The sequence below is a fragment of the Enterococcus sp. DIV0436a genome (assembly GCF_051711605.1).
GTDB lineage: Bacteria > Bacillota > Bacilli > Lactobacillales > Enterococcaceae > Enterococcus_B > Enterococcus_B faecium.
The window spans coordinates 596,622-614,360 of record NZ_JBIONA010000001.1 but is presented as its reverse complement, the minus strand read 5'-3'; the positions used below and the strand labels follow the sequence as shown (position 1 = coordinate 614,360).

Here is a 17,739-nt window from a genome sequence, read left to right as displayed (position 1 = left end):
TCCCGTCGTTTGGTTTTTTATTTTTAGCCTAATTCTTGACCTTTTGCATGCTGGTTATCCGTAAAATATTTTCCAGCAGGCTTTCCTTCCAATTCAGCTAATTTTTCTTGGATCTGACGGATCACCTTTTTTGCATCTTCTGGATTTTCTACAAAATCGAATTTATCCCCATCCACTTGTATTTTAGGACATACATCAAAATCTTCATACCATTGATTATAGCGGGTGTTCAACGTTTCATAATAGGTATATAACGTCTCATCGCTTTCTAGCTGTTCATAGTCACGCCCACGTTTTTTGATACGTTCTAGCATCGTGTCCAAAGAAACTTTGATATGGACCATCAAATCAGGCCGTTTTTTTGGAGCAACATCATCTAACTCGTTTAGCATCGTATCTAATAAGCTATCGTACTGCTGTACTTCGATATCCGTTACCCGACCTAAATCAGCGTTTAGATGGAACAACAGGCTATCTTCATAGATGGATCGGTCTAGCACATTGTCATCGTTCACTAAAGCATTTTTCATTGCTAAAAATCGCTTGTTCAAAAAGAAGATTTGCAATAAAAAAGCGTACTGCTCAGGATTTGAATAAAAGAGCGGCAATACTTCGTTATCTTCGACATTTTCATAAAATGGTTTAGAATCAATCTCTTTTGCAAGCATATCCGTCAAACTGCTCTTACCTGCACCAATCGTTCCTGAAATCAAAATCACTGACATACAACCCTTCCTCTTCTATAAGTACTCGCCTACGTAAGTTTCAACAGGCAATGTTTCAAAATCATATTCACGTACAGCTTGGTCTGATTTTAAATACGTATGGAGACTTTGTGTAATCATCAAGTTCGTAGGTACCGTCTCTTCTTGTACAATGATCATCGGTTTTTTCAACATAGTTGCCACACCTAATTCGTAAGCCGTTCCTGGATCGATTGTTTGATGCTCAAAGTCAAGGATAGCAACAACAAATTCTGCATTTGTCAGTTCTTCCATATCTTTTTCGTATACTTCCTGCGCCCATCCAGCGCTGAATAGTTCATAATTGCTTTCTTGGTGATGACGTGGAGAGTAGAAACTTGTGACTGTTTTGTTTTCCTCCAACGCTTTTTCGATACGACTTACTCGATCGATTTGCTCCTCTGAAAAAAATGGTCCTGCTAAATATATTTGACTCATTATTTTGCCTCCTTCAATAATAACTGATTTTTAATAGATACTGCTCGTAATTCATTGACCAGTTCCAATGGATTGTTGGAAAAGATTACTTGATCCAACCATTTTTTATCCATAAAATCCTCTTTTGCAAAAGTTTCTAATAATTGTTGCAAGCCGCTGTAATAACCGCCAATATTCAATATTCCGATTGGCTTGTCGGGCGTCAGACCGATTGCTATCCAAGAAAGAAGTTGTGAGAATTCCTCCAATGTACCTAGACCTCCAGGGAAAACGAGGACAGCATCTCCCTTTTCAAATAATAATACCTTTCTTTCATCGATCGTTTCTGTAGGAATAAATGTAGTAACATCTTTTCCAGGCAATTCAGTTTCAAAAAGCCCATTCGGATAGATACCTGTGACTTTTCCGTTATTTTCCAGTACTGTTTTACTAATCACTCCCATAATCCCGGAGTATGAACCACCGTAAACCAGTTCGATTTCTTCTTGTGCCATGTATTTTCCTAACGTTTGCGCAATAAATTTGTAACTTTCTTTATTACCAAAACGGGAACCGCAAAAAACAGTAAGTTTCATAAAAAAACACTCCCTAACTCAAAAGTCTATCTTCATTCTACACGTGTTTTTTTAAAATAAAAGACTAGATTTTGTAGTTTTTTAGTGGTATATAGGATAGACACCACTATATATAGTATTTAGAAAAAAATCATTTTTCAGCTATTTTATAGATAAAACAAAAATAAATAACGTGTTTTCATCGATATGAAATGACTTACTTATAGAAGATACTGGGATTTCGTCCTATATGCCAATAACGTGTATTATTTTAAACAACAAATACTTGTTTCTTTTATTAACGAAAAAATCATTTTGTTCTCGTGTTATGTTTCACTGATAAATGATGTTTCTCTAAATAAAAAAGCCGACGAACTAAACGATCAAAATTTGATCATTTTTGTTCATCAGCTTCTCCTAAAAATCTTTTTGTTAACGATAAATAGCTGGATTTGTAAAAATATCACTTGAATCGTCACTGCTGGAAGAAAATTCAGTGATAACCGCACCTGTTGCGCCTGCCTGGAACTAGTGTTTGATATTGGGCTCGAACGTGTACTGATCTCTAGCATGAAGAATAATTTCTTTTTTTACTGTATAATAACTTTCTTTCCTTTTTGGAATAGTACAGGAAAGTTTTTTTGTTTCCTTTCCTTCGACATAAGGTATACCAGACCCTTTCGACAACGAAAGGTTCTCATTTTTCCTTCATCGTCATTTCAAGGAGGGTGCCGATGCTCTGGACAGTTTCGATCGCTCCTAAACCAAAATCTGTATATTCGATTCTTTCTAACTCTGATTCTTTCATACCATTCCTGCCTCAAGGTACATCTATTGTACTTTTTTCTTGTAATCCATTCTGCCTCTCCTAACTAATTGTCAAATCATCCCAAGATATGTCTTCTTCCTCTTTTTCTTCTTGGATGATTTCTGCATTCGGATCTACTGGTTTTTTCAATAATAAAATGGTTATTCCTGTGACAAAAGAACCAGCTAACAATGCACCAATGAATGCCCATGGTCTGGTCATCGTAGCGACTGCAAACATTCCCGATGCCGGAATACGGCTATCTGCGCCCCAAAACATGCTTAATCCGCCACCTACTGCCCCACCGACTCCCGTTGCTATGACATTGCGTGCCAAGTCGTTCAATACGATAGGGAAACATCCCTCTGTGATCTGACAGATCCCCATAGGAAAAGCGGTCTTCAATGTATCGATTTCTTGACGATTGAGTATATTTTTACGAATGATTTTCCCTAAGAAATAAGCGATCGTCAAGCCGAATGGGGTTACCATCGAAGCTAAAATCAATACAGTGATTGGTTCATAGATTCCTTCTGAAAATCGTGCCACACCCCCTTATCCAGAATAAATGGTAATCCAGAAACAGCCGTGTATCTGCGGTAATAAGCCTAACCAAACGAAAAATATGAGAAGCTATTTTTGTTTGGCTGTTCTTATTACTTGATGCAGGGCAGCTTTTTCACAACCTCTTTTTTTATTTATGTTTCATAATCAATATGGTAAGGATGCAGCTCCGTATGGTAGACCGCCTCCGAATATTCAATCATTTCCCCAATTTGCGTAGACGATTTCCGTATCCGTTTGATGCCGATCTGTGCGTCTGTTTTCAGAATTCCTTGTTCTTCTTCTGTTAAAAATACTGCCGAGAAATCATCAGAAAATGAGTCAATAGTATATCCTTTTTTCGTCAGCAAACGATACAAAGATTCTTTGCCAAATTCTTCTCTGCTGAATTGCATCATTTCTTGTGGAAGATAATGAACAAAATAAATATAAGGCTGATTGTTCAAATAATATAAGCGCTTAAAACAAACAGCTTGCTCACCGAAAAAGGAAAACAAAGGATCTTCCTTCTTTATATGGACCAATTGCAAATCCAGCGTTTCTTTCCGGACTTCATATCGGGAGTTCTCCAAGATTTGCGTAAAGCTTGCCGCTTTGGATAATCGATTGTAAGGACGATTGCTTAGAACCGTCGTCCCACGACCACTTTTCTTTGCGACATATTCATCTGATGCCAGCAGTTCGATTGCCTTTCGGACAGTGATTTTGCTGACTTGAAACAGTTCTTCTAATTCACTTTCTGTCGGCAACATCGAACCGACTGGATATTTTCCTGAGAAAATATCTTCTTTAATTTTATCTGCGACTTCCAAGTATAGTACACGTGTCCTTTTCATAACGTCACCCTTTGCTTTACTATTACTAAAAGAATAGCACATAAAAAATAAAAAAAGAACACAAATCACATGTGAGAAGTGTGTTCTTTTTCATTCAGCTGCTTTAATTACAAGTTTACGCCATTTGAGGCAATTACTTCTTTATACCAATCAAAAGATTTTTTCTTTGATCGATTCAGTGTCCCATTTCCTTCATCGTCTAGATCCACATAGATAAAGCCGTAACGTTTACTCATTTCTCCTGTTGATGCACTGACAAGATCGATACATCCCCAAGGCGTATAGCCCATCAAATCTACACCGTCTGCTACTGCATTAGCCATCGCTTCGATATGACGACGTAAATAATCGATCCGATAATCATCAATAATCGTGCCATCCTCTTCCATATGATCAATGGCTCCAAGACCGTTTTCAACAATGAATAATGGTTTCTGGTAACGATTGTATAATTCATTCAATGCGATTCTCAGCCCTTCTGGATCGATCTGCCAGCCCCATTCACTTGCCTCAAGAAACGGATTTTTTACTCCTCCCAGCAAGTTCCCTTCTGAAGTTGCTGCTTGTGGATCAGTCTCATTGATTGCCGTAGACATATAATAACTAAATCCGATGTAGTCCACTGGATATTCTTTTAGCAACTGGAAGTCTTTTTCCGTTTGCTCTAATTTTTCCGGATCGACTCCATATTTTTTATGGGTACGCGCTGTGTATGCAGGGTATTCTCCACGTACTTGGACATCCGTGCAGAAAAAATTGAATTCTTGGTTTTGGATCATTGTTGCTGCCTGATTGACTGGATTGGCATCGATGCTGTAAGTTGTTGCATAGATAATCATGCAGCCGATTTGGATATCCGAACGCAATTCGTGGCCGATTTTTACGGCTTTGCTACTTGCAACGAATTGATTATGCCATGCTTGGAAAATATTTTGGTACTCTCCTGCTCCATTGCTTTTTACTAATCCTTGACTTAAAGCTGGAAAGTGAAAGGCCGAATTGATTTCATTGAAAGTCATCCAATATTTGACTTTACTGCTGTATCTCTCTAATACTGTCTGAGCAAATCGTTCATAGAAGTCGATCAGTTTTCGATTTTTCCAGCCACCGTATTCTTTTGCCAAATGAAGAGGCATTTCGTAATGAGAAATCGTGATCACAGGTTCAATATCATATTTTAAGCACTCATCAATCAGCTGATCATAAAATTCTAATCCCGCTTCGTTAGGAGTACCTTCGTCTCCATTTGGAAAAATTCGTGTCCAGGCAATCGAAAAACGATAACATTTGAATCCCATTTCCGCAAACAAGGCAAGATCTTCTTTGAAACGATCGTAATGATCGATTCCTCGATGATTCGGGTAAATATATTTTTCTTGATCAATCGTCCAGTCAAATTCTTCACTGCCGATAATCGCAAAGCGCTGCTTACCTCCAGGCATAGCATCTGCAACGGATAGTCCTTTTCCGTCTCGATCATAAGCCCCTTCTAATTGATTTGGCAGCAGTTGCTCCACCCCATAAAAATTTTTCTGAAAAACGTGATTGCATCCTGATTTCCTCCTTATTTTACAATTGCCAGAACATCTTCGTTTGCAATAATCTCTTTTTGGTCTAATTCAAGTATATCGGCAAATGCATCAGTATTCGTAATGACAACTGGAGTGATTACGCTATAGCCAGCTGCTCTAATTGCTTCGATGTCAAAACGAATCAATAAATCTCCTGCTTTGACGAGATCCCCTTGTTTGACTAAGATCTCAAAGCCATTCCCATTTAATTCTACTGTATCCATCCCGATATGAATCAAAATCTCCGCTCCGTCAGTCGTTGTGATCCCTACAGCATGTCCAGTTGGAAAAATAGTCGTGATCTCTCCGTCTGCAGGTGCAACTAGTTCTCCTACTTCTGGATCAATAGCGATACCTTTTCCCATCACGCCAGAAGAAAAAACTTGGTCTGGTACTTCACTCAATGGCAGTACTTTACCCGTTAAAGGACTTTTTAAGGTATGCCGTGCTGAAGTAATCGGTTCTCCTGCATTCGCATGTTTGTTTTCTAATTGATTGTCTTGTGTTTGTTCGTCAAATCCTAAAATCAATGTACCTACGAATGCAAGAACAAAAGCAATTCCTGTAGCTATTACTGCTACTGTCACATTTGACTCTACACCATCCACCGTATTAATGAAAGTCGGAATCGTCAATAAGCTGACCAAACTGCTGGAGAAAGCTTTTACTCCGGAAAATCCGATAATAGCTCCACCAATACCTCCAGAAATACAAGCGGCAATGAATGGTTTCTTCAAAGGTAATGTCACACCATACACAGTTGGTTCAGTGATTCCAAATAACGAAGTCACTGTAGAAGAAATCCCTAATGCTCGAAGTTTCGTATCTTTTGTTCGCAATGCTACAGCTAAAGCAGCCCCACCTTGTGCCAAGATGGCTGGAAGAAGCATTGGCATCAATACATCAAACCCATATTGTTCGATATTCAAAAACATGATCGGTACGAATCCCCAATGCATGCCGAACATCACGAATACTTGCCATAAACTTCCCATGATTAGACCTGCTACGATTGGACTAAATCCATAAATCGAGTTGAAGAGACCGCCTAAAGCATTACCGGCAACCGTCCCGATTGGTCCTAAAGCAAGAAATGTTAATGGAACCATCACTACTAAAACGACAAGCGGAACTAAAATCATTTGCAGAAATTGCGGAATCACTTTTTTTACGAATGGCTCTAATTTACTTTGAACCCATACGGCTAGAATGATTGGTATGACAGAAGAAGTATAACCAGATGGTGAAAGAATCACTGGGATCCCAAAGAAACTGATAGCTTCTCCCGCACCAGCAACTGCTGTGATAGCTGGATACACAAGTGCCATAGCAATTGCTACTGCTAAAAACTGGTTGGCTTTGAACTTTTTAGCTGCTGTAAAAGCAAGCATGACAGGTAAGAAGGTAAAGACACCATCTGCTGCAGCAAACAATATTTGATAAGTACCGCTATCAGCTGTCAGCCAGCCCATCACCGTTGCCAATGATAAGAATCCTTTCAATACCCCGGCGGCTGCCATCGCCCCTAGAAAAGGTGTAAATATACTAGAGATAATATCGATCAGACGATTCAAAATATTTTTGGACTCTTCTTTTCCATCCTCCGAAACTGCAAGACCTTCCTCATCCACGATCGATTGATAAACATCTGCTACATTACTGCCAATCACTACTTGATACTGACCGCCACTTTGTACGACTTGGATCACGTCCGGGTCTTCTTTTAACTTTTGCGTATCTGCTAAAGATTCATCTTTTAATCTGAATCGCAACCGCGTAGCACAATGTACTAAACTTTTGACATTCTTTTGTCCTCCTACCGCTTCCCATACACGACGACCAACTGCTTGATTATCCATTGTTTTTTCCTTCTTTCTTTTTTATTTAAAAAATAAAAACCCAGATTGAAAAAAACAGTCACAAACATTCGTGAACCTATTTTTTCAATCCAGGTTTTGCCTGCCATACAGTAACAATCCTTATGATTGGATGCTTTTTTTCTCACTTACTACTCTTTGAATATGAATCGTTAAATAAATCTGCTCTGCGATCCCCATTTCCTGTTTTTGCGTTTGTCGAAGATACTCATTGATCCGTTCGACACAATGAAACGCTTTTGGATACTTTCCTTGAACTAATGCGTAGAGAAATTCATCTTGCTCGTCAGATCCTTCCCCTTTGAGATAACGCTGGGCAAAAAACTGCAGATGAGTAATGATACGCTGATAATTCAAAGATTCTTCATCGAACACGATGCCGAAGAATTTACTGATGATACTCAGTATATCTCTTACCATTGTGGTAGCGGTCATCGTCACTTGCATGTCTTCGTTTCCTTGTTGGCTATTCACAAAATGAAAGGCAATAAAACCGGCTTCATCCTCAGAAAGTTCCACACCCGTCTTTTGTTTCACGAACAAAAGAGCCTCTTTCGCTGCTTGATATTCTTTCGGATAAAATTTTTTTGTTTCAAATAATAATGGATTAGGCAGTTGGATATTTTCTTTTGCTCGTGTGATCGCATAATGAAGATGATCGGTCAATGTCAGATAAATATTAGGCGAAAATTCAACTTTTAGTTTATCTTCAGCCAGTTCGACTACTTGTTTGACCCATTCGATCTCCTCTGCCGGAATATCAGCCATCAGCTGCTGGAATTGGTTTTTAGCAAAAGAATCTCTTAAAACAAATTCTTTTTGGACCGCTTCTGGCGAAATCTCGTCCCCAATCTTTTTTTGAAAAGCTAGTCCTTTTCCCATACAAACGACTTCTTCCCCGAATCCATTTTTCGAAATGACGACATTGTTATTCAAAATTTTATCAATTTTCATTTTGCTTCGCCCTCTCAAGAAAAATAAAAAAACCTAGAATTCGCCTACTGTTTCTTAGCTGAATTCTGGTTTTGCCTGCCGTACAGTAACAATCCATTTCTTATTCAAAATCATCATACCATCGAATTTTTATTTATGCAAGCCTTTTCATATAAAAAATAAAAAAACTGGAACACAAGTCTATCTAGAAAACAACCAAATCAGAGATGCACCTCTTTGCGTTTCTCTTTTTTTCAGCAAATTGGTTTTTCCTTATCGATTCATATCCTTTGGCTGTTTTTAATCTGTAACGACTTATGTCCCAGTATCCTAAAATGTTTTTGTCTCTAGATTGAAAGCAGATCTCATATCATCTGTCGCATCTTTTATCGATGTAACACTTTCCAGTTCTCCTTGTACAACTAGTCGCGTGACGGCGTCCATGTCGCCACAAGTAATTAGTGTGACAATTTCTTTTCCCTCGACTTCATTCAGTAATTGGGTATCTGTAGGAGCAACTTTTTCTTTAAAAAATGTTTTGTATGTATACACATTTTCTAAATCTGTCAAATAGATCTTGGCACCCATCTCTAAATTTTCTAGCGGTGTAAACAGCAATTCAGGGTTCGTTGCACGATGGCTTGCTAAGGCATAATTTCCTTTTCCCATTTCTTGATCTGGAGATAATGTTCCTGCTCCGTAAAGTAGTGACGTATTATCCAAGCCTTTGAAAACCGGTAAATTGATTGAAACTGAAGGGACTGCGATACTAGCAATCACTGGTAGATCTGTTCCTCTCATTTGCGACCTCATGACCCCTTCTGTCGTCATTGGTTCTACCGCATCAAAGTCAAAACTGACATCTTTATCGTTATTCTTTTTCAGATCTTCTTTTGTTACATTCGCTATAGCATATTTATCTCCTGTCTCTCTGACAAGATAATCCTTGATCTGTTCATTGAAAATCAAAGCTAGTCCTACTAATAACAAGAGGAACAAGAGGATATTGACTAGCCATCTTTTTGCTTTTCCTTTTTTTTTCATTTTCTCTCCCTCCAGACTCATTTTACTGTTTTTCTTTTGCTCTTTCCAACAGCCGAATGACACATTTCTACAACTCTGTGTATTTTTTTCGTACACCTGCGCTTTTTTCTACAGGATATTTCAAATTATTTTTGATCAATTTTTCTTCAATGATCTCATCTAGATCCAGGTGAAGGTTGTCTGCCATCATGTATGAATAGATCAATACATCTGCCAGTTCTTCTTTGATTCGTTCTAATTGTGTTTCTTTTACTTCTTCCGGCGTTTTCCATTGAAAAAGTTCTAACAATTCAGATGCTTCCAAAGAAATAGAGATAGCCAAATCTTTTTCGTTATGAAATTGTCGCCAATTACGTTCATCTCTAAACTGGTTGACTTTTTCCATACTATTCATTTGCTTGCCTTCTTCCAATCACTTCTTACTTGATTAATCATACCATTTTTTTACATAAAAAATAGATGATGCTTTTAAAAAAACTCCTGTTTTCTTTTATTTAAAATAAATGTCATAGAAAATCAATAATTTAGGTAGCCACCATGTGTATGCAGTAGCGTGTCTTCTTCCCTTGAGGCTTTTTGTTTTTCGATACGTTCTTCTTCCCAAACAGACAACGCTACTAGAATCTCTCTTAATGATTTTCCTTCTTCGGTGAGCGAGTACTCTACTTTAGGCGGGACTTGGTTATAGGCTTTTCGATGGATACTTTCATCTTGTTCTAACTCTCTTAACTGCTGGGTCAGCATTTTTTTTGTGATCGTAGGGATTTGCTTGCTTCTCCACGCCTAAAATAAGCGATATTGCTCTTCCCTTTATCTGGTGTAAGCAAAGCAGTTAGCATTTTGACGATCGTGGGTTCCGCTTTTCACTTCTTATCTACTTAGTATCATGAAGTATACTTTCGTACTAATACTAAGTAGCGGAAGTGTCAACTACTTTGTTTAACTACATAGCAAAACAAACAGAAGGGTGACAACGGTCATCACGCTTCTGTTTCTTTTGAATATGCTGTGTTGTTGTCTCTATCTCCGTGTAGACTTTCCTCAAGCTTATCCTTTGACAGTAAGTCAGTAGGCTGATTTGCTCTTTCTAGATGCCAGATACATTTCTACAAAGAAACAGTGATTCTGCTTTGAAAAATCGATTTTTAGTTCTGCATTTTCGTAAACATCCAGCATTTTTTTCGCACTGTATAGACCTAACCCGCCATTTTTTTTAGAGGTTTTTCCTCTTTTGACCATCTCCGATAGCGTCAAATTCGTTGGATTTGCCTTGTTCGCTATACTAAAACGTAATCCCTCTTTTTCTTCCAGCAGATTGATCGTAATCGGACTCTGATCGGCTACACGATGATCGAATGCGTTAGAAATAAAAATAGATAAACAGCGAATAAAAACAACCAGATCAATCGGGATTGTTTTCACTTCGACAGGAATAACTACTTGGATCGGGATTTTCTCCGATTCTGCTTTTTCTAGAAATTTTAAAAAGACACCCCTGACAGCTGGGGATACAATATTTGTTAGCTGTTGTATTTGCGGTTTTTCAAAAATAGCTGCAGAATGATCTTCTAAGATTTTTAAAAATTCCAACGTTTCTTTTTTATTTTCTTGAAGAGTAATTTTTAATGAAAACAGTAGACTTTTATAATCATGTTTGAATTCCTCTAGATGATGGTAATATTCTTCATTTATTTGATACAGTTGAAGCGATTCCTGATGTTGTCTTTCTTTTACTTGGAAACTGATCAACATAATGGAAAAAAACAAAGAAAAAAACTGATGACTATCGACAAAAGAGATAGAAGCAGATAATTAGATGAGCGGAAGTGAACACTTCCCAATACCAAGTAAATCACGCCCCAACTTAATAAAATACAAATACCTCCAAAATAGTGTTCAGTTGGATAAGTAAAAAGCAAGTTGAGAAATCTCGTCTGTTTGTCTATACTTTTTACTAATAGATAGAAAATAAATGCGATAAGTAGTGCAAAAAAACTTGCTGTTCCAAGATGTCTCTTTCCTAAATAATCCATCAGATCAAAAACCAGAAAAAAGCTGAGTCCAGTGATAGCAAAAAAAAGATTACTGATCAAACAGCTGATAAACAGGTTTTTCGTAGTAAAATAAAAAAGAAACATCAATAATAAGCCAACTAGGTAAGGAAAACTCACTTTAGGGATAGGAAGTAAAAGTGTCACCACCATCAAAGCTATACAACCAAAGCTGTTTTTTACTAGCAGTTGTTTCGAAAAGAATAAATAGATACCTAAATCTAAAATCAAAGTAAAGGTCAAATAAAGTGTCACTGTTGCGACCATCTTATTCCTCCATTGTTTTGTTTCAAAATGTACACATATTTTTTTGATAGGAGCCTGCATATGAAAAAGTATTTTATCATAGAAGATAACCAGTTTCACAGCGAATGGATCATCAAAGAATTGGTCAATCATCATATCGAGAATATCGTGCAGCTCACTTCTGTCTCTCAAATCAATCAGTTGATCCAGTTGGGCACTATTGATAATCACGATGTTTTCTTTATCGATATCGACTTGAAGCAATCACTCACAGGTATTGATGTCGCCGAACAAATACGTAAAAAAAATGCACATAGTAATATTGTTTTTTTCACCGCTTATACGAATTTTGCAGTAGAGATCATCAATCGGAAAATCCTTCCGATTGGATATATCAGAAAAGACAGGAATTTATCTGAACAAATTCGTCAAGTGCTAGAACAGATCAATTGGAAAGAACAGCAGATCGTAAATGTCGATAAAATCTTTATTGATCAAAAAGGTGGAAGTCTCGTCCTGTATCCTCGGGAAATTTTATATATTGAAAGTATCAAAGGTTTGAAAAACCAAGTTATGGTCAAAACAACTACAGAAGATAAATTAGTGAATACTTCTTTAAAACAATTGAAGACAGAGTTAGAAAAGTATGCTTACTTTTTACTTTTAAAATCTTACTGTATCAACTTATCGCAATTGCAGAAAATTGATTCTGCTCATTATGTGTTAGAATTTTTCAACGGTGACTCCTTACTCGTTGGTCGAAAGATCTTTGAAAAGACAAAGGAACGTTTCCATGACTTCCAAAAAACTGCTTCGAGTTGATGAATAAGAGCTGAGACGTAAGCATAGCAGATTTCAGGGAGTGGGCCTTGAATCGGCTCCACTCCCTGAAATCGTTGATATGATTTTACGCTTCCTCTTCTGTAGGAGCATCTGTTAACGACCATGTGAATGTTGAAACGTAGTTGTCTACAGCATAATTGGATACAGGAACAAATAATTCCACTGATTGTCTCCCTTGTTCCACATTCTCTCCTAATGAATAAATCCATGTGCCAATCCCTTCATTTGCTCCTGCAGTTACTAGATCTACTGCCTGATCTGCTGGGATTTCGATTCCTTCAGCGCCAGTTCCAGAAACGGTAGATGGCATTCCACTGCTATTAGTTGCGCTATTTCGAATCACGGCGTTTTTGAATTTCACCTTTGAACCAGTTAGTTTATTCGTATCAGATGTTGTACCAATAAATTCTGTTCGTTTGACTGATAATTTCCAACCGGCATAATTTCCGCTTTTATCCGTTACTTGTACGAAATTCTGTACTTGTGTTTGTGCTCCAGTACTGTCCGTTCCGCTTTGTAATGCAGCATATACTGTTTTTGCTGTACCTAACTTGATTGTTCCAAAATCAAGATCTGGAGCTTGGTCAATCGTCAGTAATCCGGATGTTCCCTGATTTGGTTCGTCAGGTGTAAAAGGAGTATCAGGATCATTTGGATCAACAGGAGGAACTGGAACAACGTCTTCAGGATTTGCAGCATCTGGTTTGGTCACAGAAATCGTTCCTTCTGTAGTGGCTGAGCTCTTATTCTCAGCAAAAACACTTTGTGTACATAATAATAGACTTCCAGCTAGAACGGTACTTAATGCAATTGTTTTTTTCATTTCTTTTTCCTTCTTTCTTTTAAAATAAATAATCCAGCAAATAAGCCAATAAGAATGACTCCAACAAGTATCAGCCATCGCCAGTCAAATGTTTCTGGCTGATTTTTTAAATCAATATCCTTTTCATTCAATTGGTCCGCTGCATCATCAGTTATTTCAAAATCGGTATGGAGATTCCAGCGTTTTTCTTTCCAAGCACCCTTCACAACCGCTTGATAATGTCCCGGAGCTAATTTTTTTCCTTCTAATGGGACAAGTAAATCAAAATTTGTATTGGGTGCTACATCTATTTTTTCTTTTTTTATTGAAAGGTAAGGCTCTTTTGTTTCTTTTTTGTAGATTTCAACCGATGTAGTCAAGCCGAACATATAAGAAGCATTTGGATTTTGAAGATTCGCCTTAATCACATTTCTTCCATCGCTTTGATCCGCATAAGCTTTTTTTAATTTCAAATCTGGGGAAGACTCTTTTTCGCTATTTCAAATCAAGATTGCTTTCACTTGAGAAAACTGATTGACGACACCAACTGTACTTTTGTTAGAAACGTTCTCTTTTTTTTCTTGAAACGTGATCCCTCCTGCGACCACACCAGCCAGCTCTTTTTCTGGCGCTTTCAGTGAAAGTGTCTCAGTGACCGCACTTTGAGGAGGAACAGTTATTTCTCCCACTGTTTTTGCTAAGTTTTTCATATCATAACTTAATGTTTCATCAAATTTACTTTTTGATTCTCCATATTCGATCACACCGTTTGAATTCGTCGTAGCGGAGTGGATCAATGTCTCAACTGTTACTGATTTATCTGTTCGGTTAAAGACCGTGTAGGGGATTTCCTGTGTTTTCCCAGGCTCCATCCTTACATTTATATATGTTTTGTTCTTATCAATCTGATTAGCCGGTAATTCAAAATCTACCGCAAAATTGAATTCGGAGGCATGGACAGGTGTCTGCCAAAGGATGAATCCAAGGAGAAGGATCATAAGTAAAGAGCAGTTGTTTCGATGACTTTTATTCCATATTCGATTCATCAATCATCCTCCTTGATCTTTATTCTGTCGGCGCATCTGCTAATGTCCATGTTATCTCTGCTGAGTAATTACCAGCTATCTGATTTTCTTTGGTTAAGACAAGTTTAAACGCCCGACCGTTATTTAAATATTCTGAATAATCTGCTTGCACATTCGTTGAATTTTGTCCTCTGACAATTTCCAGTTCTTCTTCATTCACTAATTGATACTCCTCTCCTTTCTTGAAATATAGGACATCCTGCATAGAAAATCCTGCATCATTTGTGAAAGGCTGAGATAATTTTATCGTTAAGATCCACGGATTTTTCGTTTCTCGCTGATCATAAATCCATAATTTTTCCTGTATATCCATTTGGCCAAATGCTTCTTGTGTCAAACCAGTTGCTTTGATCTGACCAAAATCGAGTTTGGAAGGGGCAAGAAATGAGAGACCACCTTCTACTACGATCTTCGTAGCAGGTGCAAAAGGCGGGGCATCATGATAAACAACTGGCGTATCACTTGGATTGTGATTCCCAATTTCATCGTTGGTACTTGGCTTGTTCTGCACACCCTTAGCAGTAGCTTCTCCTGCTTGGTCGTTTAATACAATTTCTAATACATCTCCTGCAAAAAGTTGATTTTCTGGGATAGAAAGAACAAATTCCCCTGTATCATCAATAGTTGTTTCTGACAAAACAGCTTGATTTTTTTTCAATGAAACCAAGGCTCCTGCTTCACCTGTACCTGTGATCGTGCGAGAAGCTGCATTGATCAATGTGGTACTTAAATTAGCAGGTTCAGGAGGAATCACATCGACTGTCGTTTTGGCAGAGTCCAGTTCTGTCACTTCTTGGCCACCTCTTACTTTTTTAGCAGCAACAACTTGCACTTGATCCTCCGTTTTTAATCTCTCATCATTGGGTACTTGAACTTCGAACAAGCCGCCTTGTTCGCCTTCTCCCCATGGGTTATATCCTGCCCCTTCATTTTCATCTGTTTGTCCTTGCGTGAGAGCAGTAATTTCTACAGATGATTTCGTCGTATCTGCGTAAGTAATACGTAAAGTCACTTCTACTTCGCCTGTCCAAGCATCTCTTGGCTTTGCCTCGACACCTTCGGGAACAACGACATGCCCATAGATTTTTTTATCTGCATTCGTTGGCACTCTTAAGGATTCAATCATCGGGAGCTGATTATTGGCACTGATTCGATTATAATTTTTCATTCCGGCACCTGTCTGAGCAAATTCATTTGTTAAACCTGCACTAGGGCTTGATACGAAATTGCCTAAGTCGGTCCCATTGATCGATAAGTCTGTCATATCAGAAAAATAATCCGGGTCTTTTTCAAAGTTATCGAATGTTGCGCCTGTTTTTCGCCATAAAGCGATTTCTGAATGGGCGATCTTTAAAGAAGAATCTCCATTTCCTTGGAATACCCAGCCGCCTATGCCATTGGTCTCGCTTCCAATCCGTTTGTTTTGGAAATCAAAATAGGTAGGAGATTCTAAGTCCACATTCAACACATCCCCACTGATGATGCCGGTCTTATCTTCCCCTGTTTTCCCGACCATGACTAAATAAGTTTTTTCACCTGCCGTAAAATTTAAATCAATATCTCCAGTTGTATCTACAGTTGCTCCGGAATCTGCGCGTATATCGATATTTGATTTTTCTCCAGTGACTGTAAAATCAGCTGAACCTGGACTTTCTAGAAAACCAGAAGCGTCATAAAATTGGATCGCTTGATTTCCTTGATTGAGTCTGTTCACGTAAGATTTGCCATCACCTGTATTTCTTACCCTCAATGAGCCTCCATTGGTTACTGTCAGCTTTTGCGTACCATTCTCAAAACGAACTGCGCTGGAACGCCCACTCTGCTTATCGATGTCGATAACTGATCCGGCTCCTTCTACGATCAAAGAAAGGCCTTTTCCTACAAAACGCATCCCATTGTTCCCGGGTTGATCGTCATCTCCAGCCATTTTGACCGAGATTTGTCCACCACTTGATACATGGATTTGACTAGAATCTCCTTGCAAGCGAAATCCGCCCGTAGTTGCTGTATTGATGGTGATTTTCCCACCATTCGATACAGTGACTTTCGATCCTGAACCTCTCATTTGGATGATTCCGCGATTGTTGTCATTGGTAATATTGATCTTTGTATTTACCGAAAATTCGCTTCCCGAACCACTGACTTCAAACATGACATTACCAGGTAGCGTATCGACTGCCTCTCCTTCATCGCTAACGCCATCTGCCCGATCATAATCAAGAGAGACCTTTGAACCGCTTAAGATATGGATTCCTGGCGCTGTTTTTCCACTACCAGTCTCATCTCCTGAATCTAGAAAACCGTAGAATTTCCCTAGATACGGTCCATAAAGTTGACTACCATTGATCACATTCAATTGATAGCTTCTACAAAAATAGGCTTTACCCGGAGCGGCATTCAGTCCTTCCTTCACTGGTTGGACATCCAACACACCGGAAACACCATCTAATGTGACAGTTGCACGAGGAGCGTAAATCAGTCCTAATTTGGACCCATCATACAAATCAAGTGTCCCGGTAAATTTTATTTCTCCCGTAAAATGATATCTGCTTCCCCAAAAATCGGTCATATAAGCAATGATAATGGCATTTCCATCGATATTTGGTGTCAATCCACCTGGATGTGCAGCTGTTCCTTTAAAATTCTGGAACTCGATCGACTGAGGTATCTCATTGATATAAATATGGTGTGTGCCGAAATTGTGAGCGAATCCACCAAAATCAATAACGATATCTCGTTTGATCTCTAATTCCCTGTCTAAAGTCAAAGGCTGAATCAGTCGGATCTTAGTTACTGATTCGTCTGCGAGAAGCTGCGCCAGTTCTTCTGTTGTGGCAGCTTCGCTGTACCCATCCGCTGAAACAGCTCTTGCCAGTGCCGCTTCACTGCTATCAGACGTTTGTTCAGCTACTTCTGAGGTCTCACTTGTCTTATTTTCTTCTTGCCTTTTATTAGTAGAAGCCTCACTTTGAGATTCTGTAGTTTCAGAAGTAATCGATTCTTCTGAAAAAGTAGTCTTGTCAAAACTTTGATTCTCTGATTGCGTTGATTCGTTTGTTTTCTCTACATCGGCAAAAACGGATGTCACCATCAAGAGAGGGAAGACAAACAAAATCGACGCAATCAGCTTTTTTACACATTGATTCATTCTCCACCATCCTCTCTGACGTTTTGACAATTTTATTTTATCGTTTTAATCTATTTCCAATTGTACTTTCATATTTAAAATATGTATTTTTATGGAAAAATTTTTCTATTAGGTGTAAATTTCTTTTTTGTACAAAAAAAAGGCTGTGACAAAAGTCTTGTCACAGTCCCTTATCCCGAACAAGCGGTGTTCTCCC

The 17,739-nt window shown here is 38.3% G+C and carries 14 protein-coding genes and 4 pseudogenes; 2 read left to right on the top strand and 16 right to left on the bottom strand.

What is annotated here, in order from left to right; translation table 11 throughout:
- Nucleotides 1–23 precede the first annotated feature (23 nt).
- Genes IGL15_RS02855 through IGL15_RS02845 form a run of 3 tightly spaced genes read right to left on the bottom strand, consistent with a single transcriptional unit; the run spans nucleotide 24 to nucleotide 1,756 of the window.
- On the bottom strand, nucleotides 24–725 hold the full coding sequence (locus IGL15_RS02855; protein ID WP_002293834.1) for a deoxynucleoside kinase: 702 nt from the start codon (nucleotides 723–725) through the stop codon (nucleotides 24–26).
- 15 nt (nucleotides 726–740) lie between these two features.
- Nucleotides 741–1,181 carry a nucleoside 2-deoxyribosyltransferase gene (locus IGL15_RS02850; RefSeq protein ID WP_002293607.1) on the bottom strand — a complete coding sequence of 147 codons (441 nt, stop codon included), beginning with the start codon at nucleotides 1,179–1,181 and terminating at the stop codon, nucleotides 741–743.
- Entirely contained in the window at nucleotides 1,181–1,756 is a 576-nt protein-coding gene (locus IGL15_RS02845) for a TIGR00730 family Rossman fold protein (protein WP_002293608.1), read from the bottom strand. The genes IGL15_RS02850 and IGL15_RS02845 overlap by 1 nt, the downstream gene beginning before the upstream one ends.
- A 240-nt stretch (nucleotides 1,757–1,996) precedes the next feature.
- Between IGL15_RS02845 and IGL15_RS02840 the strand changes: the two genes are divergently transcribed.
- Nucleotides 1,997–2,206, top strand: a complete 210-nt coding sequence (locus IGL15_RS02840) for a phenylalanyl-tRNA synthetase subunit beta (RefSeq protein WP_002296192.1) — start codon at nucleotides 1,997–1,999, stop codon at nucleotides 2,204–2,206.
- Nucleotides 2,207–2,603: 397 nt separating this feature from the next.
- Here IGL15_RS02840 and IGL15_RS02835 read toward each other — a convergent pair.
- The 9 genes and pseudogenes from IGL15_RS02835 to IGL15_RS02795 form a co-directional block, all read right to left on the bottom strand.
- A pseudogene (locus IGL15_RS02835) lies at nucleotides 2,604–3,080 on the bottom strand (PTS fructose transporter subunit IIC); the annotation flags it as partial.
- 161 nt (nucleotides 3,081–3,241) lie between these two features.
- Entirely contained in the window at nucleotides 3,242–3,943 is a 702-nt protein-coding gene (locus IGL15_RS02830) for a GntR family transcriptional regulator (protein WP_002293839.1), read from the bottom strand.
- Between the two features lie 107 nt (nucleotides 3,944–4,050).
- Nucleotides 4,051–5,494 (bottom strand): annotated as a pseudogene (locus IGL15_RS02825) (glycoside hydrolase family 1 protein).
- Nucleotides 5,495–5,507: 13 nt separating this feature from the next.
- Nucleotides 5,508–7,373: a beta-glucoside-specific PTS transporter subunit IIABC gene (locus IGL15_RS02820; protein WP_002296194.1), complete on the bottom strand. Its 1,866-nt coding sequence runs from the start codon at nucleotides 7,371–7,373 to the stop codon at nucleotides 5,508–5,510.
- 120 nt (nucleotides 7,374–7,493) lie between these two features.
- Nucleotides 7,494–8,345 (bottom strand): BglG family transcription antiterminator LicT, encoded by an 852-nt coding sequence (gene licT / locus IGL15_RS02815; RefSeq protein ID WP_002291144.1) that lies wholly within the window; start codon nucleotides 8,343–8,345, stop codon nucleotides 7,494–7,496.
- A gap of 309 nt (nucleotides 8,346–8,654) precedes the next feature.
- Entirely contained in the window at nucleotides 8,655–9,368 is a 714-nt protein-coding gene (locus tag IGL15_RS02810) for a class A sortase (RefSeq protein WP_002293843.1), read from the bottom strand.
- A gap of 67 nt (nucleotides 9,369–9,435) precedes the next feature.
- The gene (locus IGL15_RS02805; protein WP_002293844.1) at nucleotides 9,436–9,762 is read right to left on the bottom strand and encodes a nucleotide pyrophosphohydrolase; all 327 of its coding nucleotides are present in this window, start codon (nucleotides 9,760–9,762) and stop codon (nucleotides 9,436–9,438) included.
- Nucleotides 9,763–9,884: 122 nt separating this feature from the next.
- On the bottom strand, nucleotides 9,885–10,112 hold the full coding sequence (locus IGL15_RS02800; protein WP_002293846.1) for a winged helix-turn-helix transcriptional regulator: 228 nt from the start codon (nucleotides 10,110–10,112) through the stop codon (nucleotides 9,885–9,887).
- Nucleotides 10,113–10,433: 321 nt separating this feature from the next.
- Nucleotides 10,434–11,686: pseudogene (locus IGL15_RS02795) on the bottom strand (GHKL domain-containing protein).
- A 60-nt stretch (nucleotides 11,687–11,746) separates the two neighbouring features.
- On the opposite strand from IGL15_RS02795, the gene IGL15_RS02790 reads away from it, so the two are divergent.
- Nucleotides 11,747–12,487 (top strand): LytR/AlgR family response regulator transcription factor, encoded by a 741-nt coding sequence (locus IGL15_RS02790; RefSeq protein WP_002291154.1) that lies wholly within the window; start codon nucleotides 11,747–11,749, stop codon nucleotides 12,485–12,487.
- A gap of 85 nt (nucleotides 12,488–12,572) precedes the next feature.
- On the opposite strand, the gene IGL15_RS02785 is transcribed toward IGL15_RS02790, so the two are convergent.
- The 4 genes and pseudogenes from IGL15_RS02785 to IGL15_RS02770 all read right to left on the bottom strand — a co-directional run bounded on the left by IGL15_RS02785 (nucleotide 12,573) and on the right by IGL15_RS02770 (nucleotide 17,543).
- Nucleotides 12,573–13,331, bottom strand: coding sequence for a WxL domain-containing protein (locus IGL15_RS02785; RefSeq protein ID WP_002288559.1), 759 nt, complete (start codon nucleotides 13,329–13,331; stop codon nucleotides 12,573–12,575).
- Nucleotides 13,328–13,792, bottom strand: a pseudogene (locus IGL15_RS02780) (DUF3324 domain-containing protein); the annotation flags it as partial. The pseudogene IGL15_RS02780 and the gene IGL15_RS02785, both read right to left, overlap by 4 nt.
- An 18-nt stretch (nucleotides 13,793–13,810) precedes the next feature.
- Nucleotides 13,811–14,308 (bottom strand): DUF916 domain-containing protein, encoded by a 498-nt coding sequence (locus IGL15_RS02775; RefSeq protein WP_002321906.1) that lies wholly within the window; start codon nucleotides 14,306–14,308, stop codon nucleotides 13,811–13,813.
- 67 nt (nucleotides 14,309–14,375) lie between these two features.
- On the bottom strand, nucleotides 14,376–17,543 hold the full coding sequence (locus IGL15_RS02770; RefSeq protein WP_002296199.1) for an Ig-like domain-containing protein: 3,168 nt from the start codon (nucleotides 17,541–17,543) through the stop codon (nucleotides 14,376–14,378).
- Nucleotides 17,544–17,739: the final 196 nt, after the last annotated feature.